Below are 26,651 nucleotides of genomic sequence, written 5' to 3'. Positions count from 1 at the left end.
CACGCTGAGCTGACGGCCCCATGCACGATCTCGAGTACCTGAGGCTGCTCCAGGCCGCCGTGGACCAATCCTTCGACGCCGTGGTGATCACCACGGCCGAACTCGATCGTCCCGGTCCGGAAATCGTCTACGCGAACCCGGCGTTCCTGGCCATGACCGGCTATGAGCTGGACGAGCTGCTGGGCAACTCGCCGCGACTGTTCCAGGGGGAAGGCACTAACCGCCAGATGCTCGATCGCCTGCGGGAAACCCTGGCGGCCGGCGAGCGTTTCTCGGCTCGGACCGTCAACTACCGCAAGGACGGCTCGGCCTATGACGTCGAGTGGAGCATCTCGCCGGTGCGCGGCGAGTCGGGCGACATCACCCACTTCGTCTCGGTCCAGCGCGACATCACCGAGGAGACGCGCGAGCACGAGCGCCGGCAGATGCTGGTCTACGCCCTGGACGCCAGCAGTGACAGCGTGGTGATCACCGACCGGGAAAACCGCATCCTGGACGTCAACCGTGCCTTCGAAGACCACACCGGCTACAGCCGGGCCGAGGTGCGCGGCAAGAACCCCAGCGTGCTCCAATCGGGCATGCACGATCGCAGTTTCTACCAACGCCTCTGGGACACGCTGCAACGCGGCGAGGTGTTCCGCGACACGTTCATCGACAAGCGGAAGAACGGTCAGCTCATCCACATGGAGGAGACCATCACGCCGGTGCGTGACGAGCACGGCGAGCTCACCGGGTACGTGTCCGTAGGCAAGGACATCACCGACCGCGTCCATACGGAAAACGAACTCAAGCGCCTGGCCACCACCGACATGCTCACCGGCCTGATCAACCGGATGCATTTCGAGAAGCTGCTCGACCACGAGCACGAACGGGTCCAGCGCTACGGCCACCCGGCCAGCCTGATCATGATCGACATCGATCACTTCAAGCAGATCAACGACGACTGCGGTCACCCGTGCGGGGACGCGGTTCTCACCCGCTTCGCCCGATTGGTCGGCGAACACGTCCGCACCACCGACAGCTTCGCCCGCTGGGGTGGCGAGGAGTTCATGCTGATCACGCCGGACACGGACGAGGCCGCCGCGATGGTGCTGGCCGAGAAGCTCCGCGAGCTGGTCCGAAGTAGCGAGTTTCCCGAGGTCGGGCGGGTCACGGCCAGCTTCGGCGTGGCGGCCCTGTCGGCCGAACTCTCCCCGGAGGACTCGGTCCACCGCGTCGATCAGCGCCTCTACACGGCCAAGCGACTCGGGCGCGACCGGGTGGTCGGGCCGGAACAACCCGATTCCTGACCGATCTTCGGGGGCCACAATCATGCGCGACCTGACCAGCGCTCGCCTCGCCCGCCTGGGCGATCTCGAGACCGTCGAACTCTCGACCCCGCACGGCCGGGCGACCATCGCCCGCCTCGGCGCCACCGTCGTCGAATACCGGGATGCCAGTGACACCGACGTGCTCTGGTTGAGCCCCACCTCCCGCCTGGACGGCAGTCGACCGATCCGGGGCGGCATCCCGGTCTGCTGGCCGTGGTTCGGCGCCCATCCCAGCGACCCCGACCGCGGTGCCCATGGCTTCGCCCGACACCTGCCCTGGCAGATCGAGCGGATGGACAACGACGAGCGCCAGGCCATTGCCGTGTTCAGCCTCACGGACGACGACACCACGCGAGCGCAGTGGCCCCATCCGTTTCGCCTGACGCTGACCGTCCGCCTCGACGAGCGCCTGCACCTGGAACTGGCCGCGGAGAACCGTGGCGATGCCGAATGGCAGGTATCCGAGGCACTGCACAGCTACTTCCGCGTACGCGATGCGCGCGGCGTCCATATCGACGGGTTGGCGGGCTTGCGCTACTGGGACAAGCAGCAAGGGGGTGTCCGTGGCCGACAATCGTCCGATGTGATCGTCCAGCCACCGATCGACCGGGTGTTCTTCGACCACCGAGGCGAGGCGGTGATCCACGATGCCGGGCGTCGCCTGCGCATCGCCAAGGACGGCAGTGCCACCACCGTTGTCTGGAATCCCGGACCGGAGGGTGTGCGCGGTTTCGATGACATCCCGGATGACGCCTGGTCAACGATGCTGTGCGTGGAGACCGCGAACGCGCTGGACAATGCCTACCGCCTCGGCCCGGGCGAGCGGCACGTCCTGTCTGCCACCATTGCCACCGACGTTGGCACCGGAATCGCCACGGAAAAGGCCGTCACCGACGGCTAGGACCGCTCGTCGGCCGGCGTTTTGCGGCCGAAAACCGCAAGTGTTGCGGTCCGGTCGAGCCAGAAGCCGCGATGGGCGGCAAAACGTTTCGCGACATTGCGTCGCCGAAATCGACGGCAAAAGCGCCCTAGTTCGTGCAACAGGCACCTATTATCGCGTTGTGCCGCATTGCCGCACCGCCCGAGTTGGCGAAAAATCATTGGCTTGGAAAAAAAAGTTAGGGTTTGAGAGGGCGAAGGCGGATAATGCGCTCCGGGAAAACGAAACAACGCTTTCCCGAGAGGAATCGGTTAAGGACTCCTCAATTGCACCAGGCTCGAACCCCGCAGGACCACAGATTGAATTATCCAGTTTGTATTACCCCGCTACGATTTGCAGTTCTCTGACGCTTTTGCAGTCCTTCAGTACCCCCTCGTTTTTCAATCCAAATATGCACATGCATAGCATCAGAGGTATCCATCATGGCTACAGGCACCGTTAAGTGGTTCAGTGACGAGAAAGGCTTTGGCTTCATCGCTCCGAGCGACGGCTCCAAGGACGTATTCGTCCATCACAGCGCCATCCAGGGCGGCGGCTTCAAGTCGCTGGCCGAAGGCCAGACCGTCACCTTCGAGGTCGAGCAAGGCCAGAAGGGCCCGGCCGCGGTAAACGTCCAGATCTAACTCTGGCCGAATCCGGTCGACGCAAAAACCCCGCCTTGTGCGGGGTTTTTTCTTGCCTGGACTATCTGTTTCGAAACCCATGTCCGCCACCTGAGCTGCCCTCGCGTCATCCCGGCGCGGATGTCGGTATCATGCCCGGCTGATGCGTCCCGTTCCCCTCATCGTCCTCGCCCAGCTATTCGGCACCTCGCTCTGGTTCAGCGCGAACGGGGTTGGCGATGCGCTGATGCGCGACTGGGATCTGCTGCCGGCCGATATCGGCACGCTCACCGCGGCGGTCCAGCTGGGCTTTATCGTGGGGACCCTGCTGTTCGCCGTGTCGGGCGTAGCCGATCGTTTCGCGGCCAGCCGGGTGTTCCTGGTCTCGGCGATGACCGGGGCCACGGCGAACCTGGCGCTGGCCTGGCTGGCGCAGGACATGGCAACGGCCACCATCTACCGCTTCCTTACCGGATTTGCCTTGGCGGGGATCTACCCCGTCGGCATGAAGCTGGTGGTGAGCTGGGCGCCGGAGCGTCGCGGCGAGGCCCTGGCCTGGCTGGTCGGCATGCTCACCCTCGGCACCGCCACACCCCACCTGCTGGAGGGGCTGAGCCTGGGGCTGGCCTGGCCCTGGGCGGTCACCTTCGCCTCGCTGTTGGCGGTGACCGGGGGTGGGCTGATCGCCTGGCTCGGTGACGGCCCTCACTTGGCCCGGTCCGCGACGCTGCAATGGGGAGGCGCGTTCCGTGCGTTCGCCCGGCGCGGATTCCGGGCCGCGGCCCTGGGCTACTTTGGCCACATGTGGGAGCTCTATGCCTTCTGGGTGCTCGTGCCCCTGTTTGTCGGCGCGCTCTACCCGCAGGCACCCTCCGCCGTGGTCGCCCTGCTCGCCTTCACCGTGATCGGACTCGGCGCGGCCGGCTGCGTGCTGGCCGGACGGCTTTCCCGCACCCTGGGTAGTGCCCGCGTGGCCGTGATCGCCCTGAGCGTCTCGGGCGCCCTTTGCCTGGTCTACCCGTGGTTGACCGGGGTATCCGCGGGCCTGGCGCTTGCCGCGTTGCTGATCTGGGGAATCGCGGTCATTGCCGATTCCGCCCAGTTCTCTGCCCTGGCCAGCGCGCACGCGCCCCCCGAGGGCGTGGCCAGCGCCCTGGCCATCATGAACAGTATTGGCTTTGGACTAAGTGCACTGGCGATCCCGCTCACCACCGCCCTGTGGCAGGACATGGGGGCCGGGGTGAGCTGGCTGCTGCTCCCCGGCGCGGTACTTGGCGTCGTGGCCATGCGTCCGCTGCTCGCCCGTCGGTCCGCTCCAATTCCGGACAACTCATAAGAGGGCCCACACGATCACCCCGAGGCTGAGCCCGGTCAGGGCGAAGGCAATCAAGGCGAGCAGGCCGTCGCGGGCGATCAGGGCAAGACCGAACACGGTGAGGGTCAGTCCCGCGGCATTGGCCGAGAACGGGATGAACTCCATCATCGGCATCAACAGGGCGACCAGCATGGCAAGCAGCGCCACCCCGTAGCTCGCGCCCCCGTTGACGAGGAAGGTCAAGCGCGGGCGCAGGAATCGATCGATGAACCGGGCGGTGGGCATCATCCAGACCACGGCCTTGTGCAGCGTCCGCCGGCGGATCTCCCGCTCGAGCAGGAACCCCGGCAGCCAGAAGTGCTCCCGCCCCAGCATCAGTTGCAGCGCGATCAGGAACACGAACATGCCGATCAACGTCGGCACCCCGGGGATGTCGCCGATCAGCGGGGCGACGGTGATCAGGCCGGCCAGCAACAGCATCGGCCCGAACGAGCGCCGACCGACCAGGTCAAGCACCGTGCCCAGTCGCACCGAGCCGCCCTCCTCGCGGACATTGGCCAGCAGCTGCAGCAGGGAGACCAGGCCGTCAGGTTCCCTTGCCACCTCATCCGTGGGGTCGGGTTGCGACTGTGTCGAATCGGACATGCTTGCCACCTTGGTCGAAAGGTCTGTCATTGCCGGTCATGGATCACCACCAAGGCGGCAAGACAAAATCATGCGTATCGAGCGCCGCCCTGGGCCGACGATCGGCGCGGCGCCGGCGGGCATTTGTTGTAAACTTGGCCCACGATTTCGCCCGGGGCCCTGCCCCGGGTTTTGCCATTGGCGCGGCACTCTCTCCGACCCGACGAACGGGCTTTGGTTTCGCCGAGACAGCCACCTGCGGATCCCGAGGTTGACCATCCATGATCTTCCGCTTCCCCATCGTCATTATCGACGAGGATTTTCGCTCCGAGAACGTATCGGGCCTGGGCATTCGCGCGCTGGCCGAAGCGATCCGTGCCGAGGGCGAAGAGGTGCTCGGGGTTACTAGCTACGTCGACCTCGCCGCCTTTGCCCAGCAACAGGCCCGCGTATCGGCATTCGTGATCTCGATCGACGACGAGGAATTCCACGGCGGCAATGACCCGGTCGACGAGTCGCTCGAGGTCATCGTCCAGCTGCGCAACTTCATCCAGGAAATCCGCTTTCGCAACGCCGACATTCCCATCTTCCTCTACGGCGAGACGCGCACCAGCCGGCACCTGCCCAACGACGTGTTGAAGGAGCTGCACGGCTTTATTCACATGTTCGAGGACACGCCCGAGTTCGTGGCCCGGCACGTCATCCGCGAGGCGCGCAGCTATCTCAGCTCGCTTGCCCCGCCCTTTTTCCGCGCCCTGACCGGCTACGCCGCCGACGGCTCCTACTCCTGGCATTGCCCGGGGCATTCCGGCGGCGTGGCCTTTCTCAAGAGCCCGGTCGGGCAGATGTTCCACCAGTTCTTTGGCGAGAACCTGCTGCGGGCCGACGTCTGCAACGCCGTCGAGGAACTGGGCCAGCTGCTCGATCACACTGGTCCGGTCGCGGCCTCCGAGCGTAACGCCGCGCGCATCTTCAATGCCGACCACCTGTTCTTCGTGACCAACGGCACCTCGACGTCCAACCGCATGGTCTGGAACTCGAACGTCGCCCCGGGTGACGTGGTGGTGGTCGACCGCAACTGCCACAAGTCGATCCTGCATTCGATCATCCTGACCGGCGCCATCCCGGTGTTCCTGATGCCGACTCGCAACCACTACGGCATCATCGGCCCGATCCCGCGCCGGGAATTCTCCAAGGAGAACATCAAGAAGAAGATCGCCGAGCATCCGTTCGCCGGCCAGGCCGACGACCAGCAGCCCAAGATCCTGACCATCACCCAGTCGACCTACGACGGCATCCTCTACAACGTCGAGGAGATCAAGGACGAGCTCGACGGGTTCGTCGAGGTACTGCACTTCGACGAGGCCTGGTTGCCGCACGCGGCCTTCCACGACTTCTACGGCGACTACCACGCCATCGGTGCCGACCGGCGCCGCTGTGACGACTCGGTGATCTATTCCACCCAGTCGACCCACAAGCTGCTCGCCGGCCTGTCGCAGGCCTCCCAGGTGCTGGTGCAGGACTGCAAGAAGGAGCGCTTCGACCAGGACGTCTTCAACGAGGCCTACCTGATGCACTCCTCGACCTCGCCGCAGTACGCGATCATCGCCTCCTGCGACGTGGCCGCCTCGATGATGGAGCCGCCGGGCGGTACCGCGCTGGTCGAGGAGTCGATCTTCGAGGCAATGGACTTCCGTCGCGCCATGCAGAAGGTGGATGCCGAGTACGGCGACGACTGGTGGTTCAAGGTCTGGGGACCGGACAGCATCCCGGAGGAAGGCATCGGCACGCGCGATGACTGGATGCTGCACGAGGACGACCGCTGGCACGGCTTCGGTCAGGTGCCGACCGGGTTCAACATGCTCGACCCGATCAAGGCGACCATCATCACGCCGGGACTCGACGTCGACGGCGATTTCCACGATTGGGGCATCCCCGCGTCGATCGTCACCCGCTATCTCGCCGAACACGGCGTGGTAGTCGAGAAGGCCGGTCTCTACAGCTTCTTCATCATGTTCACCATCGGCATCACCAAGGGCCGCTGGAACACGCTCCTGACCGCCTTGCAGCAGTTCAAGGACGAGTACCAGCGCAACCAGCCGCTGTGGCGGATCATGCCGGAATTCGTGAACGACCATCCGCGCTACGAGCGCGTCGGCCTGCGCGACCTGTGCGACAAGCTGCACGCGGTGTACCGCGAGCACGACGTCGCCAAGCTGACCACCGAGATGTACCTCTCGGATATCCAACCGGCGATGCGCCCGGCGGATGCCTGGTCGAAGATGGCGAGAAAGCAGATCGATCGCGTCGCGATCGACGATCTGGAGGGACGGATTACCGCGTCATTGGTGACCCCCTACCCGCCGGGTATCCCCCTGCTGGTGCCCGGCGAACGCTTCAACGCGCGCATCGTCGAGTACCTGAAGTTCGTGCGTCACTTCAACAAGCAGGTGCCGGGATTCGAGACCGACGTGCACGGCCTGGTGGCCGAAGAGACCGACGACGGGCTGCGCTATTTCATCGATTGCGTGCGCGACGACTGAGGAAACTCTCGGCGTCGGCCGACAGGCCCGTCAGTTGGCGACCAGGCCGGCCACCGCGAGGCTCGCCACGGTCAACAGGTAGAACAGGCCGAGGATGACGAACAGCCCGTCGATGGCGACCAGCGCCAGTCCGAAGGCCACCACGGCGAGCCCCGCGGCCGTCGCCGAGAAGGGCACGAGTTCCATCACGGGCATGCTCAACCCCAGGAGCAGGCACACGGCAGCGATCACGATCGCGCCACCGTTCGAGGCAAGCAGGGACAGGCGTGGGCGCAGCCACCAGTCGATGAATCGGGCCGGTCGATCGAGCCATTCAAGCGCCCCCTGCAGCCGATGGCTGGCGACGTGGCGCTGGAGCAGCCAGCGGGGCAGCCAGAATGCTTCTCGCCCCATCACCAATTGCAGCGAGATCAACACCAGACCGATGCCCATGGTCGTCGGCATCCCCGGCAGACCACTCAGGGGGGACACGAGTATCACGCCGATCAGGAGCAACACGGGACCGAAGGACCGGGTGCCCAACGCATCCATGATCGTGGCGAGATAGACCTCGTCGCGATCGGAAGCCACCTGGGCGATCCGCTGTAGCAGATCGCCCAGATTGCGGGGCGCTTCGTTTACGGCCAGCGCCTGGTCCGTGGGTGTTCGATCCTCATCACGCGGCATGCCCGCTCTCCCGTTAGCCGGTGGAAAACCCACCTCAATGGGGTTACCGCATTCTGAGACCGTGACCGGACAGACTCGTTCGCAATACGCGCCACGTCAGTCGGGAAATCGCCCCGCGAGTGGCACCGTCGGCCCAGCCATACACGCCCCCCGCCGCCACGGATAGCGCAAGCGTCCTCCAGGGGCGGGACCGCATGCCGACGCGAATCGGCACCCAGACCGCCTCCATCTCGAGACCGAGGCGACGTTCCGAGTCCCGAAGCGCCCACTTGGCCTGTTGCAGTTCCTGCGCAGGCGTCGGCGACGCGGATTGCCCCGGGGCCCGTTCGATCTCGGCGACCCGGGCCCGTTGCTCGAGTCGCCGGGCAGCCACGTTCAGCGCAGCCATCGGTAGGCCCAAACTCCGAGAACGGCGGCAACCGTGAGGCTCAAGGCGGCAATCACGCCGAAGCCGCCGGCCGCGCCCCAGATCGGCGCCACCCAGTGATAGATACCGGCCAAGCCCAGCGCGATGCCGACCATGACCAGCACCCCGACCACGCCCAGCAGCACCACGGCTGCCGCAACTCGCCCGATCTGTTGGCGCAACACCCGTCCCTCGGCCTCGACCAGATTCGTCAGCGCGAGGACATAGTCGGTCAGGGCTTTCAGCGTCGGCCTCCGTCGAGCAGCTTGGCAATCACGAACCCGACGCCGAAGGCGGCGACGACCGAGGTCAACGGATGGTTGCCGACCAGTTGCTCGGCCTCCTCGACGCGTTTCTCGCCGTGCTGACGAGCCTGCTGGTACCCGCGGTTCAGGGTTTCCATGCCTTCGTCGAAGGCCGCCTTGACCTCGTCGCGCGCCTGGCCGGCCCGGTCGCGAACCCGCGCCTCGTTCTGTTCCTTGAAGGCCTTGAGCAGGTCGCCCACGTCACCGCGTAGCTGCGCGAGATCGGCCTTTACCGCCTCGAGCTCGGCGTTGTTGTCTTTCTGAGGTGCCTGTGCCATGTCGATAATCCTCTGTTGAGTGACAAGATCGGTTGCGCCAGCAAAGAGCGTAGTCCTCGCAGCGGACGAATCCAAACGACGCCATGGTGGGGACACGCGTTACCGGCCTCGGTTCCGTCGGTCTCCAAGGGCCACCACCTGAATCCCCCATTTGCGCTCGGGCATTGCAGATAAACTGCAAAGGGGATATAACCCATTGATATACGCTGACCCAAGCCGGTTTTTGCATGACCCCGATCGCCGCCTCACTGCCCAGCCTGGCCCCTGCCCCGCGCTTCATGCCGGGGGGCGCAGGCGGCGTGGCGCCCGAGGCCAGGCCGGCACCCTCCCTGACCTCGGACCCGTCACGCGTACGAGGCGTGGACAAAGCCACCGAGGCGGGCTCGCCGAATCGGCCCACCACTCGCTCCCCAACCGCCAGCGAGGGCATGTCGAACGAGGAGCAGCGCGTGTTGGCCGAACTTAAGGCCCGCGATCAGGAGGTGCGCGCCCATGAAAACGCGCACCGTGCCGCCGGCGGCGACCTGGTGCGTGGTGGCTCGTACGATTATCAGCAGGGACCGGACGGCAAGCGCTACGCGATCGGCGGCGATGTCCAGATCGACACCACGCCCGTTGCCGGGGACCCGCGCGCGACCGCGGAGAAGATGGCGCAGGTCATCCGCGCGGCCCTCGCCCCGGCCGAACCGTCCCCCACCGATCTGGCCGTGGCCGCCCAGGCGACCGCCGAGCGCAACCGCGCCCAGTCGGAGGCGCGCGCCGACAACGGCGACAGCGGCACCGATGATCGGTCGGCGAGCGACAAGGACACCAGTGACCCCACCACCCCCTATCGCCGCGCCGCCGAGCCGGCCAATGCCGGGGCCAACCTCGACGCGATCGCCTGAGTCCGGTGCGGGTTTGAGCGCGGGGCCGTCTTCGGAAGAGTCAGCCCATCAGCAGGTACTTGGTCTCCAGGTACTCGTCGAGGCCTTCGACCGCTCCCTCGCGGCCCAGTCCCGACGCCTTGACCCCGCCGAACGGCGCCGCCGCGTTGGAGATCAGCCCGGTATTGATGCCGATCATCCCCGCCTCGATGCCCTCGGCCACCCGCCAGACGCGGTGGACGTTCTCGCTGTAGAAATACGCGGCCAACCCGAAGGGGGTGTCGTTGGCCAACGCCACGGCCTCGACCTCGTCGGTGAACCGTGACACGGCGACCAGTGGCCCGAAGGTCTCCTCCTGCATCACCCGCATCGATTGCCGGATCTCGGTCAGCAGGGTGGGCACCACGTAATTCTCGCCGCGCGGGTCGCGCTGCCCGCCGGCCATGAGGGTCGCGCCCTGCCCGGTCGCCTCCTCGATCTGGGCCATTACCTTGTCGGCGGCGGCCTTGTCGATCAGGGGCGTGACGTCGGAATCCGGGTCCATCCCGTCACCGAGCCGCAGGCCCTCGATGCGGGCCTTCAGGCGCACGACGAACGGCTCGTAGACGCCGTCCTGAACGTAGAAGCGGTTGACGCAGACGCAGGTCTGGCCGGTGTTGCGAAACTTGGCGGCGATGGCGCCCTCGACCGCCGCGTCGAGATCGGCATCATCGAAGACGATAAACGGCGCATTGCCACCGAGCTCGAGCGAGAGCTTCTGCACGTTCCCGGCCGCCTCGCGCATCAGCTGGCTGCCCACCTCGGTCGAACCGGTAAACGAGATCTTGCGCACGGCCGGGTTGGCGGTCATCTCGCCGGCGATCTCGCTGGCTGAGCCGGTCACCACGTTGAACACGCCGGCCGGCACCCCGGCCTTTTCGGCGAGCGCGGCCAGGGCCAGGGCGGAAAACGGCGTGGCACTCGCCGGCTTGACCAGCATCGGGCAGCCGGCGGCAAGCGCGGCGGCCGCCTTGCGGGTAATCATCGACGAGGGGAAATTCCACGGCGTGATCGCCGCACAGACGCCGATCGGCTGGCGCAGCACGACGATCTGCTGCCCCGGCTTTGCCGCCGGGATAGTCCGCCCATAGGCCCGGCGGGCCTCCTCGGCAAACCACTTGAGAAACGAGGCGGCGTAACGGATCTCGCCGGCCGACTCGGCGAGCGGCTTACCCTGCTCGAGGGTCATGATCCGCGCCAGGATCTCCTCGTTGTCGAGCATGAGCTCGTACCAGCGATAGAGGATCGAACCACGTGCCTCGGCGGTCTGCTCGCGCCAGGCCGGCCAGGCCCGTTCGGCCGCCTCGATCGCCTGGCGGGTCGGCTCGACGCCCAGTCGCGGCACCGAGCCGATGGTCTCGCCATTGGCCGGGTTTACCACCGCCTGCCGTTCGGCCTCCCCGGCCGATACCCACTGTCCGTCGATGAAACACTCCTCCCGGAACAGGGGGGTGGAACGGATTGTTCCCACCAGATCGTCACTCATGCTCGCCTTCCTTCAGACCGTGGGGTTCGGGTAACGGGCATCGATCGCATCGATCGCCTCGAGCAACTCCGACGACAACGACACCTGGGCGGCCGCAATGTTCTCCTCCAACTGCGTCATGGTGGTCGCGCCGATGATGGTGGCCGCCACCTCCGGGCGACGCAGCGTGAAGGCGATCGCCATCTGGGCCGGCGACAGGCCATGCTCGCGCGCCAGCGCCACGTAGGCGCGGGTCGCCGCCGCGGCGTTGGGCTTTTCGTACCGCTGACCGAAGTCCGGGAACTGCGTGATCCGCCCGGGGGCGGCGGGATCGTCCAGGTACTTGCCGGTCAGGTGACCGAAGGCAAGCGGGCTGTACGGCAGCAAGGCCACGTCCAGCTCGTTGCAGACCTCGGCCAGGCCGCCGGTCTCGAAGCTGCGATTCATCAGGTGATAGGCGTTCTGTACCGAGGTAACCACCGGCAGGTGATGGCGACGCGCCGCCTCGACAAACGCCATCACCCCATAGGGGGTCTCGTTGGACAGCCCCAGGTAACGGACCTTGCCCGCCTCGACCTGCTCGGCCAGGGCGTGCAGCTGGTCGTCGATCGACTCGCTCTCCCAGCGTTGTGCGGGATCGTAGTAGACCTGGCCGAACTTCGGCACGTAGCGATCCGGCCAGTGGATCTGGTAGAGGTCGACGTAGTCGGTCTGCAGTCGCTTGAGGCTACCATCGATGGCCTCGCGAACCTGTTCGCGCGTCACCCGCGGGCCGCCGCGCACGTGGTTCAGGCTCGTTCGCCCCGCCCCGGTGATCTTCGTGGCCAGGATCAGCCGGTCGCGCTGTTGGTGACGCAACCAGGAACCGATGAAGCTCTCGGTTCGTCCCTGGGTCTCGGCGCGCGGCGGGACCGGATACATCTCGGCGGTGTCGATGAAGTTGATGCCGGCGGCGACCGCGTGGTCGAGCTGCCGGTGGGCCTCGGCCTCGGTGTTCTGCTCACCGAAGGTCATGGTGCCGAGACAGATTTCGCTGACCCTGAGTCCGCTGTTGCCAAGACGTCGGTATTCCATCGTTACTCCACGCGATTTAGTCTGTGTCGTTAGCCAAACTCTGCACCAATGCCATGCCGCTCCGCGGAGCCTGGCATTCGTGCCGGGTTTCCTTGGCGGAACGAGACCGCCCCAGCCCCGCGCGGAGCGGTTCGGCCACGTCCCATTCAGCCAGCCCAGTAGAGTAGCCGAGATGACAGACGTTTCCAGTCAGGTTGCCGCCGCACACCTTGAGCTGATCGAGGCGGTGGGCGCCGCCCTCGCCGCGACCGCCCCCGACACCCCCACCCGGACCGCCGCCTCGTGCCTGATCGACCGCTACCGGCAGGACGGCTGGCACGCCCTGGCGGACGCGCTCGGCGCACGCCTGGCCGGTGAAGAAGCCGGGAACGGCGAGCGGATCGATGAATCGCGTCTGGACGAGGAGGATCGGATGATCCTCGCGGCGGCGGTTCGGGCCGCGCGTGATCCCGGCTGGCTGTCACAGGTCGCCGAGCAGGCCGAGACGCAGGCCGCCGACCAGATCGCCGCCCTGATACTCGCCGCCACCTGGGGCGAGCGGGAGGCACTCGCGGCACTGAACGAGATGCGCGAGGCCGCGCGCGCGGCGGGGATGGAAGGCTCGACGGCGCACGCCTTCGTGGCCATGGTCGAGGGCGAGCGGAACGCGGATGCCCTGCTCGCGACACACGTCAACGCGCAGGCTGGCCTGATCCAACGCACGCTCGCCGCGCTCGACCGACTCGAGCGGGAAGCGGATTAAACTGCCGAAGGCGCTCGACGCCTACTGCCCCAGAATCGTCGCCTCGGCACGCAACTGGCCGCTGACCTGGCACATCAGTTCGTAGCTGATCGTGCCCGCGGACTGGGCCACCTGGTCGATCGGTAGCCCGCTCCCCCAGCACTCGACCTCGTCGCCGACCTGCGCCTGGATGCCGCGCAGGTCGACCGTGACCAGGTCCATCGATACCCGCCCGACGATCTGGCTGCGCTGACCGTTGACCAGGATCGGCGTGCCATCGGGCGCGTGACGCGGGTAGCCGTCGCCGTACCCGACCGAAGCCAGCCCCACCGGCATGGTCTCGGGCGCCACAAAGCGGCCCCCGTAACCAATCGACTCCCCGCGCGGCACCTGCCGCACGGCGACCAGCACGGTCTTGAGCGTCATCGCGGCCCGCAAATCGAACTGCGCCGCCTCACCGAAAATGAACGGGTTGCCGCCGTAGAGCATCACACCGGGACGCACCCAGTCACCTCCGGCCGCCGTCGCGCCCAGCAGACCGGCCGAGTTGCACAGGCTGGTCTCGCCCGGCCCGCCGGCCGCGATGGCGCGAAACGTCTCGATCTGCTGTTCCGTGGGCCCGAGGTCCGGCTCGTCGGCGCGGGCGAAGTGCGTCATCAACCCGATGGTGCCACCGATCGCCGGGCAGGCCAGCAGTCGCTCACGGGCCGTCGGGACGGTCTCGGGCATCAGACCTTCACGGTGCATGCCGGTGTCCGCCTTGATCCAGGCGCGGATGCGACCCGGCGGCAGCGAGGCGGCGTGCTGGTCGAGCAGATCGAGTTGCGCGAGCTCGTGGAAGACCAGGTCCAGCGACCGCTCGGCGGCAACCGCGAGCTCATCGGCGGTCAACGCGCCCTGCAGGACCAGGATGCGCTCGGTGAGCCCCGCCTCGCGCAGGGCCAGGCCCTCGCCCGGGGTAGCCACCGCGAACCCATCGGTGCCGGCCGCGGAAAACGCCCGGGCGGCCGTCAGCAGCCCGTGGCCGTAGCCATCGGCCTTGACCGCCGCGAAGATCGAACGGGTACCCGCCGCGTCGCGCGCCACGCCGAGGTTGTGACGCATCGCGGCGGTGTCGATCAGCAATCGTGCCCGACGCATCACCGGTAGGCTTCCGGCACGCTCTCGGGGCTGATGAAGTCCTCGAACCGGGTGTTCTGGCCCCGGAACGTCATCGGCACGGTGCCTACCGGCCCATTACGCTGCTTGCCGATGATGATCTCGGCCATGCCCTTCTTCTCGGTGTCGGGCTCGTAGACCTCTTCCCGGTAGATGAACATGATGATGTCGGCATCCTGCTCGATCGCCCCGGATTCACGCAGGTCCGACATCACCGGGCGCTTGTTGGGCCGCTGCTCGAGCGACCGGTTGAGCTGCGAGAGCGCGATCAGGGGGACGTCGAGCTCCTTGGCGACCGCCTTGAGCGAGCGCGAGATCTCCGAGATTTCCGTGGTGCGGTTCTCCTTGGAGCCCGGCACCTGCATCAGCTGCAGGTAGTCGACCACGATCAGGCCGAGATCCTCCTCGCGGGCCAGCCGGCGGGCGCGCGAGCGCAGGTCCGACGGCGAAAGCGCCGGCGTGTCGTCGATGAAGATCTTGGTCTGACTCAACTGACCGACCGCCCCGGAAATCCGGTGCCAGTCGCTGTCCTCGAGCCGACCGGTGCGCACCTTGGTCTGGTCGATGCGACCCAGCGAGGAGAGCATCCGCACGGCGAGCTGGTCGCCGGGCATCTCCATGGAGAACACGGCCACGGCCTTCTTGCTGTAGAGGGCGACGTTCTCGGCGATGTTCATCGAGAACGTGGTCTTGCCCATCGACGGGCGCCCGGCCACGATGACCAGGTCGCCCTTCTGCAGGCCGGTGGTCATCTCGTCGAGATCGCTGAACCCCGTGCTGATGCCGGTGACCTCGCCCTTGTTCTCGTAGAGCTCGGCAATGCGGTCCATTGCCACGGTCAACAGATCCGTGATGCTCCGGAACCCCCGGCGGGTACGCGAGCCCTCGTCGGCGATCGCGAAGATCTCCTTCTCGGCGATCTCCAGCACGTCGTAGGCTGTCTGCCCCTCGGTCTGATAGCTCTTGCGCGAGATCTCGGTGCCCACCTCGATCAGCCGACGCAGCAGCGAGTGCTCGCGGATGATCTCGGCATACGCCGCGATGTTCGCCGCACTCGGCACCGAGTCGACCAGGGCGGCAAGGTAGTCGTTCCCGCCGATGTCCTCGAGCTTTTCCAGCGTCTTGAGGCGCTCGGAGACCACCATCGCGTCGAACGGCTGGTTGCGCTCGGCGAGTTCACCGATTACCTGGAAGATGACGCGGTGGTCGTGGAAATAGAAGTCGGGGGCGGTGAGCTTGTCGCCCACCTGCTCGAAGGCGAGTGGATCGAGCATCAACCCGCCAAGCACCGCCTGTTCGGCCTCCTGTGAATGCGGAGGCACCCGCAGGGCCAGCGGCGAGCCGGACGTCGCGCTCGTGCGGCGTTGGGGCTTGGGCGAGTCGGAATCGTAATCCGGAAGTGACATGAATCTCGTGTACCAGAAGGTGTCAGGGCAGAGGGCGCCGGGACCGGACGCCAGGCGCGCCCGCGTGTGCCGGTGGCGGCGGCCGGGTTCGAGCCCAAGGGAAGAGCCGATGATACGCCTTGCAACCGGCATTGACCACGCCGATACCGGTCGGTTCCCCGGTCGAGTACCGCCCTGTCCTACCGGACCGCGCCGTAATCCCGATCGGCAAAAAGAAAGGCCCGCGCCTCTGTCGAGGGCGGGCCTTGTCGTCGATTGGATGGCCGCCGGGCGCCCGGCGGCCATCCATCGCGGGGATTACTGCTCCGGAACGACGATGACGTTGATTTCGACGTCGACTTCCGAGTGCAGGTGCAGCTGGATCGGGAACTCGCCCAGCGCGCGCAGGGCACCTTCCGGCATCCGGACTTCACGCTTCTCCATCTCGACACCGAACGCCTCGGTGACGGCGGCGGCGATCTCGTCGGTACCGACCGAACCGAACAGCTTGCCTTCCGAACCGGCCTTGACCGGGATGGTGACGCTGGCCTCTTCGCCGATCTTGTCGGCACGGGCCTGGGCCGCGGCCAGTTCTTCGGCGGCCTTCTTCTCGAGCTCGGCGCGACGCGCCTCGAACTCTTCCATGTTGGCCTTGGTGGCCGGCTTGGCCTTGCCGTACGGGATCAGGAAATTACGGGCATAACCCGGGCGGACGCGAACCACGTCGCCCAGCGAGCCCAGGTTCTCGACCTTACTCAACAGAATGACTTGCATGGATATTGACTCCTGGAATCGGGGGACGGACGCGATCAGTGACGGTCGGTGTACGACAGCAGGGCCAGGAAGCGCGCGCGCTTGATGGCGGTCTGCAGCTGACGCTGATAGCGAGCGTTGGTACCGGTCACGCGGCTCGGCACGATCTTGCCGGTTTCGGTGACGTACTGACGCAGGGTGTCAATGTCCTTGTAGTCGATGTGCTTCACGCCCTCGGCGGTGAAACGGCAAAAACGCTTGCGACGGAAAAAACGGGCCATGGATCAAACCTCTTGAAACTTATTCGCTGGAGTCGTCGGACTTCTTGTCGTCGTCACGACGCTCTTCGCGCTTGTTGTCATCGTCACGACGGCGCGGACGGCGCTCGGCCTCGCGCTCCTGCATCATCGGGGAGGCTTCGGTGTAGGCCTCGTCGCAACGGATGGTCATGTGGCGCAGAACCGCGTCGTTGAACTTGAACGCTTCCTCGAGCTCTGCCAGGGCTTCCTGGTCGGTCTCGACGTTCAGCAGGACGTAGTGCGCCTTGACCAGTTTCTTGATCGGGTAGGCCAGTTGACGGCGACCCCAGTCCTCGAGGCGATGGACCGTGCCCTGAGCGGCTTCGATGATGCCGCGGTAGCGCTCGATCATGGCCGGGACCTGGTCGCTCTGGTCCGGGTGGACCATGAAGACGATTTCGTAATGACGCATGGATCAAAACTCCTGTGGATTGAAGGCAGCCTGCCGCATGCGGAACGGTCAGGCAGGAGAAACAAGCGGCGCATTCTACGGCCATTCCGCGGCCACATCAAGGGCTATCATCCGATTACCCTCGACGCCTCTTAATCCTCAAGAGACCACGACCATGCCCTACCCGCCCCGCAGCACCGACGAGTCCGCGTCCGCCAAGGCGTTTGTGGTCGCCTTCGTGATGGCGGGCCTGGCCGGTCACGTCAACAGCGTCATGTTGATGGCCTTCGGCTTGCCCGTCAGCCAGATGACCGGCACGGCATCCCATCTGAGCGAAGGCATGGCCCTGGCCAACCCGATGGTGGTGATCACCGCGGTGATCATCCTTGCCGGGTTCATCGGCGGCGCGACGCTCTCGGGCCTGTTGATCGGGCGGCGGCCCTTTCCCGAGAGCAGCCGGTATGCATGGGCCCTGGGTCTCGAGTCGCTATTGCTGGGGGGCGCGGTGATCGGCGTGGCGTTGGGCAGCGCCATTGCCGCCCTGGCCGCCGCCGCGATCGCCTGTGGCCTGCAGAACGCCCTGGTGGCCAGTTATCGCGGCCTGTTGATCCGCACGACCCACGTGACCGGCATCGCCACCGACCTGGGCGTGTACCTGGCACGCCTGATCCGGCGCCGCGCCTGGTCGTGGCAGGGCTGGCTCCTGCTCACCCTGCTCGGCGGCTACGTGGCCGGCGGCGCCATGGCGGTATTCGCGCAAGGATCACTGGGAACGATCAACAACCTGCTTGTCCCCACCCTCGCGACCGCAGCGATCGCGACGATCGATGCCGTCTATCAACGACGCCGTCGCGGGCTCAACGGCTGATCACGACAAAGGCGAGCGCGTAGGCGCGCTCGTCGCTGACCGACAGCTCGATCGACACCGCTCCCAGGGACTCGAAGCGGTCGAGCGCCTTGCCCGCAAGCAGGACACGCGGTCGCCCGTAGTCGTCATGCCCGGTCTGGATGTCGACCAGGCGCAACCCATCGCGAAACCCGGTGCCCAGGGCCTTGGCCACGGCCTCCTTGGTGGCGAAGCGCTTGGCGAGCCACGGCGCCGGGTGGCGCTCGGGCAACCGGTCACGCTCGTCGGGGCCGAGCACGCGCTCGACCAGCCGAGGACCGTGACGCTCGAGTGCCGCCTCGATGCGCGCGATCTCGACCAGGTCGGTGCCGATGCCGAGGATCATGTGCCCTGGGTCATGTGTCTTGGATCATGCCGATACGTGCCGAACGAGCCCGGTCAGGCGCCGGAACGTCCGAAGCGGGCGGCGTGCATCAGCGTCTTCATCTCGCGCACGGCCGCCGGCAGCCCGGAGAAGACCGACTGGGCGATGATCGCGTGACCGATGTTGAGCTCCTCGATCTGCTCGATCGCCGCGATCGCCGCCACATTGTGGTAATGCAGGCCGTGACCGGCGTTGACCGCCAGGCCCACGTCCGCGGCATCACGCGCGCATTGGCGGATTAGCTCGAGCTGTTCGGCGACGGCGTGGTCGTCGGTCGCATCGGCGTAGTGGCCGGTGTGAATCTCGATCACCGGTGCCTCGCAGGCCACGGCCGCGTCGATCTGGCGCGGGTCGGCATCGACGAACAGGGAGACGCGGATGCCCGCCTCGCCCATCCGGTCGCAGGCGGCGTGGATGCGCTCGATCTGGCCGGCCACGTCCAGACCGCCCTCGGTGGTCAGCTCTTCGCGTCGCTCGGGGACCAGGCAGACGTCGTGCGGACGCAGCCGGCAGGCGAGCTCGATCATCTCGTCGGTCGCGGCCATCTCGAGGTTCATGCGAGTCTGCAGCAGGTCACGCAGCGTGGCCACGTCTCGATCCTGGATGTGGCGACGATCCTCGCGCAGGTGCAGCGTGATGCTGTCGGCGCCGGATTGTTCGGCGAGCAACGCGGCATGGACCGGGTCCGGGTAACGCGTGCCACGTGCCTGACGCAGGGTCGCGACGTGATCGATGTTGAGACCGAGCAAGGGATACTGAGCGGTGACGCGGTTGGTCATGGTCGTCGGCTTCCAGGGCTAAATTGGGCGGTACAGAGACAGAATGGGTTCGGTTTGATCGTCGGCACCCACAGTCTACGGGCTGTGGGAATCGCCTGCATCGCCCGGGCGTACCGTCCGGGTCGCACCGGGCCACAACTGGCGCGAAAGAAACGGGGCGGAACCCACGTGAGGCGCCAGCAGGCCTTGCATCAGGTCGCGGGCCTGGCGGCGCTCCTCGCCGTCCGCGAGCACCTCGTCCCGTGCAATGGCCCGAAGCACGTGCCCCGGCACGCCATTCGTCCCTCCGGCCGGCACGATGCCGATCTGCAGACCGACGCGGTAGCGACCCTCCGCGTCGATCGGTTGCCCGTCAGCGGCGTGTTCCCAGTCCAGCCCGGCACCCAGATGATCCAGCAGGCGACGCTCGAACCGCCGCACGACCACGGACACCGGCATCACGGGGGATTCGAGCATGGCCAGGCTCTTCCAGTAGTCGAGGAACAGGCCCGGCACTGCCTCTTCCGGGCGCAGGGCCCGCAGAATCAACTCGTGCAGGTAGAAGGCCGCGGCCAGCGGCTGACCATGCAGGAAGCGCAATCCCTCCACCGGCTCGGCCCCGGTCAGCACCGGCCAGCCGCCGCGCCCGGCCGTCTCCACCTCGAGGCAGACGAAACTGGGCGGGCGTTGGTTGCCGCGCTTCTTGACCCGCCGGCCGCCGTTCTGGCGTATCCGCACCCAGCCGCGGGTATCGGTCAGCCAGTCGAGCAACAGCCCGTGCTCCTTGAACGGCCGGGCATGGAGCAGGAAACCGCGCACGCCGTCAGTTCACCCGACCGCGCGTCCCGGTCATTCGGGCAGCTGGTAACCGAGCGAGGCGACCGAGCGCTCGTCGTCGGCCCAGTCGTCGGCGACCTTGACCCAGAGATCGAGCATCACCCGCTTTTCCAGCAAATGCTCGATCGCCTCGCGGGCCTGCTGACCGACGACCTTCAGGCGAGAGCCGCGATTGCCGATCACGATCCCCTTCTGCCCGGCACGGGCCACGTAGATCACCGCCCCGATGGTCACCAGGCGATCGGTTTCCTCGAAGCGCTCGATCATCACCGTGGTCTGGTACGGCAGCTCGTCGTGCAGTGAGCGGGCCAGCTTCTCGCGGATGATCTCGGCGGCCATGAAGCGCACCGGCGCGGTGGTGACCTGATCCTCGTCGTAGCCGATCGGCCCCTCGGGCAGATAGGAGAACACCAGGTCGAGCAATCCGTCCAGGCCGCGGCGACGCCGGGCGCTCATCGGGTAGATCTCGGCGAAGTCGCCCTTTTCGCCCACCTTGGCGAGAAACGGCAGCAGGTCGGTCTTGTCGTTGACCAGGTCGACCTTGTTGACCACCAGCACCACCGGCGCCTCGACCTGCGACAACAGGCGCAATACGTCCTCGTCCTCGGGCCCGAACTGGCCGGCCTGCACCATGAACAGGATCAGGTCGACGCCCTCGAGCGCGCTGCGGGCGGTGCGGTTGAGTTGCCGGTTGAGCGCATCCTTGCCGCCCTGGTGAAGCCCCGGGGTATCGATCAGCACGATCTGCCCCCGCGCTTCGGTGATGATGCCGGTGACACGATGGCGGGTGGTCTGCGGCTTGGGCGCGGTAATCGACACCTTCTGCCCCACCAGGCGGTTGACCAGCGTGGACTTGCCCACGTTGGGGCGACCCACGATCGCCACGTGGCCGAAACGGGTGGCGTTGGTCATGTCTGTTTCTCCGACGGGGCGGGTTTGTCGTCTCGATCCTGCAGGGTCTTGAGCATCCGTCGCGCGGCGGTTTGCTCGGCCCGCCGGCGGGACGACCCGCTGGCACGCGTGGCGAACGGCTCGTTCTGGAAGGTGACGCGACAGGCCACCTCAAAGGTCTGCTTGTGCGCCTGACCGGTCTGCTCGAGCACCTCGTACTCCGGCAACGGCTGCCGATCGCGCTGCAGGTACTCCTGCAACTGGGTCTTGGCGTCCTTGAGTTGTTGCGCGTCCGGCAGCGAGGTCAATTCCTCGGCAAACAGGGACTGGACCCAGCCGTGTGCCGGGGTGAACCCCTGGTCGAGGTAAAGGGCGCCGATGATGGCCTCAAGGGCGTCGGCGAGGATCGAATCGCGTCGGTGGCCACCGCTTTTCAACTCGCCGGACCCCATCACCAGGAAGTCGCCCAGCCCGATGCGTCGGGCCACACGCGCCAGGGTCTCCTCGCGGACCACGGACGCCCGCAGACGCGACAGCGCGCCCTCGGAGGCCTCCGGCTTGTGACGGTAGAGGTAGTCCGAAATGGCCAGATTGAGGATCGAATCGCCCAGGAACTCCAGGCGCTCGTTGTTCAGGCGTCCGGACGAGCGGTGACGCAACGCCTGGCCGAGCAGATCGGCATTGTCGAAGGACAGCCCCAGCGATTGGGCCAGGGTGTCCGGATCACGGATCAGGGGGTTGCTGCTTCTAGTTACTGACACGGGTCTGGTGTTTGAACTCGGCGACGAGTGACAGGTTGCCGAACAGGGTGGCACGCCCGTCGTAGTTGTAGGTGACGCTGTAACCGCCGGTGACCGGGCGGATCTCGAATTCCTTGGAATCGAAACGGTCATCGACTTCGTTGATGTCCAGCTGCTTGTCGATCTTGCGGCGAATCTCGGCCGGGCTGCCGGCGGCCTCGCCTTCAAGGCTCTTGAAGATGGTGGTCAGCTTCTGGTCGGCGATGTAGAGCGGCACCACCTGCATCACGACCAGCGCGGCGAAACCGAGCACGATCGCGGCGATGATCAAGCCCACCAGCGACATGCCGCCTTGGCGCCGGCCGACCGCCCCGCCCTGCAACGCGTTTACCGGGTTCACTTCCTTCATCACGCCGTTTTCCATTTCCTTCATCCTCGCCTTGCTCCCCGGTTTGCGCGGGGCAGTCCCTCGTTTGACGTCAGTCGGCATCCACGGTGTCGATCGAGCGGCCAATGCGCCCGGCGTCGAAACCGCCATCCTGCCAGTTCCAGTGCAGCCAGATCATAACCGCTTTGCCCACCAGATTCGATTCCGGCACGAAGCCCCAGAAACGGCTGTCGTTGCTGTGGTTGCGGTTGTCGCCCATGACGAAATAGTGCCCCTCGGGCACGGTCCACTGCGCGGTACCCAGCCGGCGGTCGGTATCCATCAAGATTTCGTGTGGTCCGCCGTCGGGCAGCGTTTCGATCGCCTGGGTCAGGCCGGCGTGCTTGAGGTTGGCATCCCCCTCGTAGCGGCCGTCGATCTCGAGATCGACTTCGTCGCCGTTGATCCACAGCCGTTGGTCATCGACGCGCACGGTGTCGCCCGGCAGACCGATGATGCGCTTGATGTAATCGACCTCGGGCTGCTCGGGATAGCGGAACACCGCCACGTCGCCGCGCGCCGGCTCGCCGATCGGCACGACCTTGGTGTTGATCACCGGCAGGCGCAGGCCGTAGCTGTACTTGTTGACCAGGATGAAGTCGCCGACCAAGAGCGTCGGCATCATCGATCCCGACGGGATCCGAAACGGCTCGAACAGGAACGAACGGATCACCAGCACGGCCAGCAGGATCGGGAAGAACGACTTGGCGTAGTCGACCAGCAGCGGCTCGTTGTCCTTGACCTGGCCGGACTCGATCCCCGCCTCATTGCCGAGTGCACGGGCCTCGTTCGCCAAGCGCGCGCGCCGCCTTGGCCGAAAGGCCAACCGGTCGATCAGCCAGACCAGGCCACTAACGAGGGTGGCGACCACCAGAAGAAGTTCGAAATCCACGACGTGCTCCGCGTTGGGTCTGTCGGGTCGCGCTCGGCGACGATCAGTTGTTCTTGTTGTCCATCTGCAGCACGGCGAGGAAGGCCTCCTGCGGCACCTCGACCTTGCCGATGTTCTTCATGCGCTTCTTGCCGGCCTTCTGTTTTTCGATCAGCTTCTTCTTGCGCGAGACGTCGCCGCCGTAGCACTTGGCCAGGACGTTCTTGCGCAGCGCCTTGACGTTGCTGCGCGCGATGATCTTGCCGCCGATCGCCGCCTGCAGGGCCACCTCGAACATCTGCTGCGGGATCAGTTCCTTGAGCTTTTCGACCAGCTCGCGACCGCGCTGCTCGGCCTTGTCGCGGTGGACGATCAGGGAGAGCGAGTCGACCGCCTCGCCGTTGATCAGGATGTCCATCTTGACCAGGCGCGCGGCCTCGAAGCGGTCGAGGTGGTAGTCGAACGAGGCGTACCCACGCGAGACCGACTTGAGGCGATCGAAGAAGTCGAGCACCACCTCGGCCAGCGGCAGGTCGAAGATCAGCGTGACCTGGTTGCCCGAATAGAGCATGTTCTTCTGCACGCCGCGCTTCTCCATGCAGAGATTCAGCACCGGGCCGACGAAGTCCTGCGGGCAGAGGATGTGCGCCTCGATGATCGGCTCGCGGATCTCGTTGATCAGCGTCGGCTCGGGCAGCTGCGAGGGGTTGTGGATCTGGTAGGTGGTGCCGTCCTTCTCCTCGACCTCGAAGATGACCGTCGGCGCGGTCGTGATCAGGTCGATGTCGTACTCGCGCTCGAGCCGCTCCTGGATGATCTCCATGTGCAAGAGACCCAAGAAACCGCAGCGGAAACCGAAGCCCAACGCAGTCGACACTTCCGGCTCGAAGTGCAGTGCGGCATCGTTGAGACGCAGCTTGCGCAGCGCCTCACGGAGATCGTCGTAATTGTCCGATTCGACCGGGTAAAGGCCGGAGAAGACGCGCGGCTGCATTTCCTTGAAGCCCGGCAACGCCTCGGCGGCCGGGTTCTCGGCGTCCGTGAGGGTGTCGCCCACCTTGGCCGAGTCGATGTCCTTGATCCCGGCGATGACAAAGCCGACTTCGCCGGCGAACAGGCCGTCGCGCGCCAGGGTCTTGGGCGTGAACACGCCGGTCTTGTCCACGGTGAACACGTCGCCGGTGCCCATCGCCTTGATCTTGGCCTTGGGGCGGATCGCGCCGTCGATCACCCGCACCAGCGCGACCACGCCGACGTAGTTGTCGAACCAGGAATCCACGATCAGGGCCTTCAGCGGACCGTCCTCGTTGCCCTCGGGCGGCGGGATCTGCTCGATCAGCCGCTCGACCACCTCGTCGACGCCCTCGCCCGTCTTGGCCGAGCAGGTCACGGCGTTCTGCGCCTCGATGCCGATGATGTCCTCGATCTCGGCCTTGACCCGGTCGGGTTCGGCCGCGGGCAGGTCGATCTTGTTGAGCACCGGCACCACCTCGAGGCCGAGGTCGATCGCGGTATAGCAGTTGGCCACCGATTGCGCCTCGACACCCTGCGAGGCATCCACCACCAGCAGCGCGCCCTCGCAGGCCGCGAGTGAACGGGATACCTCGTAGGAGAAGTCCACGTGCCCCGGCGTGTCGATGAAGTTCAGGCGATAGGTCTCGCCGTCACGGGAGTGATAATCCAGCGAGACGCTCTGCGCCTTGATGGTAATGCCGCGTTCGCGCTCGATGTCCATCGAGTCGAGCACCTGGGCGCTCATCTCGCGTTCCTCCAGGCCTTCGCAGCGCTGGATGATGCGATCGGCCAGGGTCGACTTGCCGTGGTCGATGTGCGCGATGATCGAGAAATTGCGAATCCGGGAGAGTCGCTCGGACGCCATAAGGGGTTAACTTTCGGTTCGTGGGGACGCCCCGCGGCCGACGAGGGCGCCACGGGAGAAGCCGCACAGTATATAGGTCAAGCCGCGCGGCTGCACGAAACCGCGCCCACCGGCCCCGGCCGTCAGCGTGAGCCGTGCGGGTTGCCGGAAAAGGCCGGCATGAAGAAGCGCTGCTCGCCGTCACGTTCGACCAGAAACAGCACCAGGTCGTTACCCTTGCCGGCCCGGTTGTGCGCGATCCGGGCGATCTCGCGGTACGCCTCGGACAGCGTCTCGACGGGTTTTCGATCGATCGAGATCACCCGGTCGCCAGGCATCAGGCCCGCAAGCGTGGCCGGGCCCTTGGGGTCGAGCTCACCGATACGTACCCCCGCCCCGTCCTCGAGCGGACGGAGGATCATGCCGAGGGTCTCGATGACGACCAGTTCCGGCTCCTGTTCGGACTCCGGGATGGTCGTGCTCGCCTGTGACCGTTCCGGCTCGGGCAATTCGCCGAGCGTGACCGCCACGCGCCGCGTTTCGCCGTCACTCAACACGTCCAGGGTGGCCTCGGAACCGGGCGGAAGCGAGCCGAGCGCCTCGGTCAGACCGGCCCCGTCGGCGATCGGGATGTCGTTGACGGCGAGGATGATGTCCCCGTCGATGATGGAGGAGTCCGCCGCGGGCGAGCCCTCGACGATTCGCACCACCTCCGCCCCTCGGGCGGCGTCCAGGCCAAGGCGGTCGGCCAGTTCACGGGTCACGCCGCGCACCTCGACGCCCAGGAACCCGCGCCGCACCTCGCCGTTCTGCTTGATCTGACGGATCACGTCGACGACGTAGTTGATCGGGATCGCGAACGAGATCCCGTTGAACGCGCCCGACTCGGTGAATATCTGCGCGTTGATGCCAACGACCTGACCGCGGGTGTTGAACAGCGGACCACCCGAGTTGCCGGGGTTGATGGCGACATCGCTCTGGATGAACGGCACGTAGGGCTGATTCGCTTGGCCCGGCAGGTGCCGTCCAAGCCCGCTGATGATGCCCGCGGTCACGGTCTGGTCGAAACCGTACGGCGAACCGATCGCCAGGGCCCACTGCCCCGGCCGGACCGCGTCGGAATCGCCCAGCGAGACCGACGGCAGCCCGTCGGCATCCACCTTCAGCAAGGCAATGTCGCCGATCCCGTCGATGCCGACCACGTCGGCGACCAGCTCGCGGCCGTCGATCAGACGCACGAAGACCTTGCTCGCCCCGTCGATCACGTGGGCGTTGGTCACGATGTAGCCATCCTCGCTGAGGATGAAGCCCGACCCGTCATTCTCCTGCGGCAACAGCGGACCGGGCAGTTCGTCGGCCCGCTCGCCGAACAGCCCGCGCAACCAGTCGTGGCGACTGCCCCCGCCCTGCCCGTCGGCGGACAGCGACGGCAGGCTGCTCACGCCGGTGATATTCACCACCGACGCGGCATTCGCCTCCACCAACCGGGTGAAGTCCGGCAGGCCGGTGACCTGCTCGGCCGGGCGCTGGTCCTCCGGATCGGTGCAACCGGCAAGCAACACGACCGCCACCAGCGCGACCAGGGCGAGAACGTGCCAGACGGCGAGGCGCGGAGAGCTCAATCGGAGTGACTGCATGGGGAAATCTGACCGGGGATACGCGAAAAACGTCGGCTGGGGGACGACACCGGGATCGGCGCCATGACCAGGGAAACTCTGCACGAATCGATGGCATCTCTGGCTCGCGGGTTTGTTCGCTTTTCTGGCGCCGGACCGAAGACGGGCTCGTTGCCCGTCGAGGGACGACAACGCCGAGTGCGGGCAAACCCGCGAGCCCCGTCCGGGCGGGCCTCCAAGGG

The 26,651-nt window shown here is 66.3% G+C and carries 28 protein-coding genes; 8 read left to right on the top strand and 20 right to left on the bottom strand.

Features of this window, described 5'->3' with window-relative positions:
* Positions 1 to 20 precede the first annotated feature (20 nt).
* The 4 genes from LV475_RS10860 to LV475_RS10845 all read left to right on the top strand — a co-directional run bounded on the left by LV475_RS10860 (position 21) and on the right by LV475_RS10845 (position 4,188).
* Positions 21 to 1,289, top strand: a complete 1,269-nt coding sequence (locus LV475_RS10860; protein ID WP_136866194.1) for a sensor domain-containing diguanylate cyclase — start codon at positions 21 to 23, stop codon at positions 1,287 to 1,289.
* 22 nt (positions 1,290 to 1,311) lie between these two features.
* Positions 1,312 to 2,211, top strand: a complete 900-nt coding sequence (locus LV475_RS10855) for a D-hexose-6-phosphate mutarotase (protein WP_136866193.1) — start codon at positions 1,312 to 1,314, stop codon at positions 2,209 to 2,211.
* A 461-nt stretch (positions 2,212 to 2,672) separates the two neighbouring features.
* On the top strand, positions 2,673 to 2,873 hold the full coding sequence (locus tag LV475_RS10850; RefSeq protein ID WP_125198616.1) for a cold-shock protein: 201 nt from the start codon (positions 2,673 to 2,675) through the stop codon (positions 2,871 to 2,873).
* 142 nt (positions 2,874 to 3,015) lie between these two features.
* Positions 3,016 to 4,188, top strand: coding sequence for an MFS transporter (locus tag LV475_RS10845; protein WP_250106306.1), 1,173 nt, complete (start codon positions 3,016 to 3,018; stop codon positions 4,186 to 4,188).
* On the opposite strand, the gene LV475_RS10840 is transcribed toward LV475_RS10845, so the two are convergent.
* Positions 4,183 to 4,812, bottom strand: coding sequence for an exopolysaccharide biosynthesis protein (locus LV475_RS10840; protein WP_136866191.1), 630 nt, complete (start codon positions 4,810 to 4,812; stop codon positions 4,183 to 4,185). The genes LV475_RS10845 and LV475_RS10840 overlap by 6 nt on opposite strands.
* 260 nt (positions 4,813 to 5,072) lie before the next feature.
* Here LV475_RS10840 and LV475_RS10835 point away from each other — a divergent pair, with 260 nt between their 5' ends.
* Positions 5,073 to 7,334, top strand: coding sequence for an arginine/lysine/ornithine decarboxylase (locus tag LV475_RS10835; protein WP_250106305.1), 2,262 nt, complete (start codon positions 5,073 to 5,075; stop codon positions 7,332 to 7,334).
* Between the two features lie 30 nt (positions 7,335 to 7,364).
* Here LV475_RS10835 and LV475_RS10830 read toward each other — a convergent pair whose 3' ends face one another.
* From LV475_RS10830 to LV475_RS10820, 3 genes are all read right to left on the bottom strand, one after another.
* A complete protein-coding gene (locus LV475_RS10830) occupies positions 7,365 to 8,000 on the bottom strand; it encodes an exopolysaccharide biosynthesis protein (protein WP_136866189.1) in 636 nt (211 codons plus the stop codon).
* A 375-nt stretch (positions 8,001 to 8,375) separates the two neighbouring features.
* Positions 8,376 to 8,588: a hypothetical protein gene (locus tag LV475_RS10825; RefSeq protein ID WP_250106304.1), complete on the bottom strand. Its 213-nt coding sequence runs from the start codon at positions 8,586 to 8,588 to the stop codon at positions 8,376 to 8,378.
* 59 nt (positions 8,589 to 8,647) lie between these two features.
* Positions 8,648 to 8,989, bottom strand: coding sequence for an ElaB/YgaM/YqjD family protein (locus LV475_RS10820; protein WP_197039265.1), 342 nt, complete (start codon positions 8,987 to 8,989; stop codon positions 8,648 to 8,650).
* 359 nt (positions 8,990 to 9,348) lie between these two features.
* On the opposite strand from LV475_RS10820, the gene LV475_RS10815 reads away from it, so the two are divergent.
* Entirely contained in the window at positions 9,349 to 9,876 is a 528-nt protein-coding gene (locus tag LV475_RS10815) for a putative metalloprotease CJM1_0395 family protein (protein ID WP_250106303.1), read from the top strand.
* Between the two features lie 40 nt (positions 9,877 to 9,916).
* On the opposite strand, the gene LV475_RS10810 is transcribed toward LV475_RS10815, so the two are convergent.
* Positions 9,917 to 11,380, bottom strand: a complete 1,464-nt coding sequence (locus tag LV475_RS10810) for an NAD-dependent succinate-semialdehyde dehydrogenase (protein ID WP_136866185.1) — start codon at positions 11,378 to 11,380, stop codon at positions 9,917 to 9,919.
* 12 nt (positions 11,381 to 11,392) lie between these two features.
* Positions 11,393 to 12,433 carry an aldo/keto reductase gene (locus tag LV475_RS10805; RefSeq protein WP_136866184.1) on the bottom strand — a complete coding sequence of 347 codons (1,041 nt, stop codon included), beginning with the start codon at positions 12,431 to 12,433 and terminating at the stop codon, positions 11,393 to 11,395.
* A 172-nt stretch (positions 12,434 to 12,605) separates the two neighbouring features.
* Here LV475_RS10805 and LV475_RS10800 point away from each other — a divergent pair, with 172 nt between their 5' ends.
* Positions 12,606 to 13,175, top strand: coding sequence for a hypothetical protein (locus LV475_RS10800; RefSeq protein ID WP_136866183.1), 570 nt, complete (start codon positions 12,606 to 12,608; stop codon positions 13,173 to 13,175).
* Between the two features lie 21 nt (positions 13,176 to 13,196).
* On the opposite strand, the gene alr is transcribed toward LV475_RS10800, so the two are convergent.
* From alr to rpsF, 5 genes are all read right to left on the bottom strand, one after another.
* Complete coding sequence (gene alr / locus LV475_RS10795; protein ID WP_136866182.1) at positions 13,197 to 14,294, bottom strand: alanine racemase; 1,098 nt, start codon at positions 14,292 to 14,294, stop codon at positions 13,197 to 13,199.
* A complete protein-coding gene (gene dnaB / locus LV475_RS10790) occupies positions 14,294 to 15,718 on the bottom strand; it encodes a replicative DNA helicase (RefSeq protein ID WP_156573846.1) in 1,425 nt (474 codons plus the stop codon). Before dnaB ends, alr begins: the two co-directional genes overlap by 1 nt.
* Positions 15,719 to 16,015: 297 nt before the next feature.
* Positions 16,016 to 16,471 carry a 50S ribosomal protein L9 gene (gene rplI / locus LV475_RS10785; protein ID WP_136866180.1) on the bottom strand — a complete coding sequence of 152 codons (456 nt, stop codon included), beginning with the start codon at positions 16,469 to 16,471 and terminating at the stop codon, positions 16,016 to 16,018.
* A 35-nt stretch (positions 16,472 to 16,506) separates the two neighbouring features.
* Entirely contained in the window at positions 16,507 to 16,731 is a 225-nt protein-coding gene (rpsR, locus tag LV475_RS10780; protein WP_125198602.1) for a 30S ribosomal protein S18, read from the bottom strand.
* A gap of 19 nt (positions 16,732 to 16,750) precedes the next feature.
* The gene (rpsF, locus tag LV475_RS10775) at positions 16,751 to 17,161 is read right to left on the bottom strand and encodes a 30S ribosomal protein S6 (RefSeq protein ID WP_136866179.1); all 411 of its coding nucleotides are present in this window, start codon (positions 17,159 to 17,161) and stop codon (positions 16,751 to 16,753) included.
* 154 nt (positions 17,162 to 17,315) lie between these two features.
* On the opposite strand from rpsF, the gene LV475_RS10770 reads away from it, so the two are divergent.
* Positions 17,316 to 18,008: a YoaK family protein gene (locus LV475_RS10770; protein ID WP_169303522.1), complete on the top strand. Its 693-nt coding sequence runs from the start codon at positions 17,316 to 17,318 to the stop codon at positions 18,006 to 18,008.
* On the opposite strand, the gene acpS is transcribed toward LV475_RS10770, so the two are convergent.
* From acpS to LV475_RS10725, 9 genes are all read right to left on the bottom strand, one after another.
* On the bottom strand, positions 17,998 to 18,372 hold the full coding sequence (gene acpS, locus LV475_RS10765; RefSeq protein ID WP_136866177.1) for a holo-ACP synthase: 375 nt from the start codon (positions 18,370 to 18,372) through the stop codon (positions 17,998 to 18,000). The genes LV475_RS10770 and acpS overlap by 11 nt on opposite strands.
* A gap of 53 nt (positions 18,373 to 18,425) precedes the next feature.
* Positions 18,426 to 19,190, bottom strand: coding sequence for a pyridoxine 5'-phosphate synthase (pdxJ, locus tag LV475_RS10760; protein WP_136866176.1), 765 nt, complete (start codon positions 19,188 to 19,190; stop codon positions 18,426 to 18,428).
* A 75-nt stretch (positions 19,191 to 19,265) separates the two neighbouring features.
* The gene (gene recO / locus LV475_RS10755; RefSeq protein ID WP_136866175.1) at positions 19,266 to 19,988 is read right to left on the bottom strand and encodes a DNA repair protein RecO; all 723 of its coding nucleotides are present in this window, start codon (positions 19,986 to 19,988) and stop codon (positions 19,266 to 19,268) included.
* A 30-nt stretch (positions 19,989 to 20,018) separates the two neighbouring features.
* A complete protein-coding gene (gene era / locus LV475_RS10750; RefSeq protein ID WP_136866174.1) occupies positions 20,019 to 20,918 on the bottom strand; it encodes a GTPase Era in 900 nt (299 codons plus the stop codon).
* On the bottom strand, positions 20,915 to 21,658 hold the full coding sequence (rnc, locus tag LV475_RS10745; RefSeq protein WP_247709463.1) for a ribonuclease III: 744 nt from the start codon (positions 21,656 to 21,658) through the stop codon (positions 20,915 to 20,917). The genes era and rnc overlap by 4 nt, the downstream gene beginning before the upstream one ends.
* Complete coding sequence (locus tag LV475_RS10740) at positions 21,645 to 22,070, bottom strand: DUF4845 domain-containing protein (RefSeq protein ID WP_247709462.1); 426 nt, start codon at positions 22,068 to 22,070, stop codon at positions 21,645 to 21,647. Before LV475_RS10740 ends, rnc begins: the two co-directional genes overlap by 14 nt.
* Before the next feature lie 46 nt (positions 22,071 to 22,116).
* Positions 22,117 to 22,956, bottom strand: coding sequence for a signal peptidase I (gene lepB / locus LV475_RS10735; RefSeq protein WP_136866171.1), 840 nt, complete (start codon positions 22,954 to 22,956; stop codon positions 22,117 to 22,119).
* A gap of 43 nt (positions 22,957 to 22,999) precedes the next feature.
* Complete coding sequence (gene lepA, locus LV475_RS10730; RefSeq protein ID WP_136866170.1) at positions 23,000 to 24,814, bottom strand: translation elongation factor 4; 1,815 nt, start codon at positions 24,812 to 24,814, stop codon at positions 23,000 to 23,002.
* 122 nt (positions 24,815 to 24,936) lie between these two features.
* Positions 24,937 to 26,430, bottom strand: coding sequence for a trypsin-like peptidase domain-containing protein (locus tag LV475_RS10725; RefSeq protein WP_169303521.1), 1,494 nt, complete (start codon positions 26,428 to 26,430; stop codon positions 24,937 to 24,939).
* Positions 26,431 to 26,651: the final 221 nt, after the last annotated feature.

It is taken from the genome of Guyparkeria hydrothermalis (genome assembly GCF_023555375.1).
Lineage (GTDB): Bacteria > Pseudomonadota > Gammaproteobacteria > Halothiobacillales > Halothiobacillaceae > Guyparkeria > Guyparkeria hydrothermalis.
This window is presented reverse-complemented; position numbering and strand designations above follow the sequence as displayed.

Coding starts and splice junctions, on each gene's coding strand:
- LV475_RS10850 (WP_125198616.1), top strand. CDS start 2,673: ATGGCTACAGGCACCGTTAAGTGGTTCAGTGACGAGAAAGGCTTTGGC.
- LV475_RS10740 (WP_247709462.1), bottom strand. CDS start 22,070: ATGAAGGAAATGGAAAACGGCGTGATGAAGGAAGTGAACCCGGTAAAC.
- era (WP_136866174.1), bottom strand. CDS start 20,918: ATGACCAACGCCACCCGTTTCGGCCACGTGGCGATCGTGGGTCGCCCC.
- rpsF (WP_136866179.1), bottom strand. CDS start 17,161: ATGCGTCATTACGAAATCGTCTTCATGGTCCACCCGGACCAGAGCGAC.
- dnaB (WP_156573846.1), bottom strand. CDS start 15,718: ATGTCACTTCCGGATTACGATTCCGACTCGCCCAAGCCCCAACGCCGC.
- acpS (WP_136866177.1), bottom strand. CDS start 18,372: ATGATCCTCGGCATCGGCACCGACCTGGTCGAGATCGCGCGCATCGAG.
- LV475_RS10860 (WP_136866194.1), top strand. CDS start 21: ATGCACGATCTCGAGTACCTGAGGCTGCTCCAGGCCGCCGTGGACCAA.
- LV475_RS10855 (WP_136866193.1), top strand. CDS start 1,312: ATGCGCGACCTGACCAGCGCTCGCCTCGCCCGCCTGGGCGATCTCGAG.
- lepA (WP_136866170.1), bottom strand. CDS start 24,814: ATGGCGTCCGAGCGACTCTCCCGGATTCGCAATTTCTCGATCATCGCG.
- LV475_RS10840 (WP_136866191.1), bottom strand. CDS start 4,812: ATGTCCGATTCGACACAGTCGCAACCCGACCCCACGGATGAGGTGGCA.
- LV475_RS10830 (WP_136866189.1), bottom strand. CDS start 8,000: ATGCCGCGTGATGAGGATCGAACACCCACGGACCAGGCGCTGGCCGTA.
- LV475_RS10845 (WP_250106306.1), top strand. CDS start 3,016: ATGCGTCCCGTTCCCCTCATCGTCCTCGCCCAGCTATTCGGCACCTCG.
- LV475_RS10805 (WP_136866184.1), bottom strand. CDS start 12,433: ATGGAATACCGACGTCTTGGCAACAGCGGACTCAGGGTCAGCGAAATC.
- LV475_RS10725 (WP_169303521.1), bottom strand. CDS start 26,430: ATGCAGTCACTCCGATTGAGCTCTCCGCGCCTCGCCGTCTGGCACGTT.
- rpsR (WP_125198602.1), bottom strand. CDS start 16,731: ATGGCCCGTTTTTTCCGTCGCAAGCGTTTTTGCCGTTTCACCGCCGAG.
- alr (WP_136866182.1), bottom strand. CDS start 14,294: ATGCGTCGGGCACGATTGCTGATCGACACCGCCGCGATGCGTCACAAC.
- LV475_RS10835 (WP_250106305.1), top strand. CDS start 5,073: ATGATCTTCCGCTTCCCCATCGTCATTATCGACGAGGATTTTCGCTCC.
- LV475_RS10820 (WP_197039265.1), bottom strand. CDS start 8,989: ATGGCACAGGCACCTCAGAAAGACAACAACGCCGAGCTCGAGGCGGTA.
- rplI (WP_136866180.1), bottom strand. CDS start 16,471: ATGCAAGTCATTCTGTTGAGTAAGGTCGAGAACCTGGGCTCGCTGGGC.
- LV475_RS10800 (WP_136866183.1), top strand. CDS start 12,606: ATGACAGACGTTTCCAGTCAGGTTGCCGCCGCACACCTTGAGCTGATC.
- LV475_RS10770 (WP_169303522.1), top strand. CDS start 17,316: ATGCCCTACCCGCCCCGCAGCACCGACGAGTCCGCGTCCGCCAAGGCG.
- LV475_RS10810 (WP_136866185.1), bottom strand. CDS start 11,380: ATGAGTGACGATCTGGTGGGAACAATCCGTTCCACCCCCCTGTTCCGG.
- pdxJ (WP_136866176.1), bottom strand. CDS start 19,190: ATGACCAACCGCGTCACCGCTCAGTATCCCTTGCTCGGTCTCAACATC.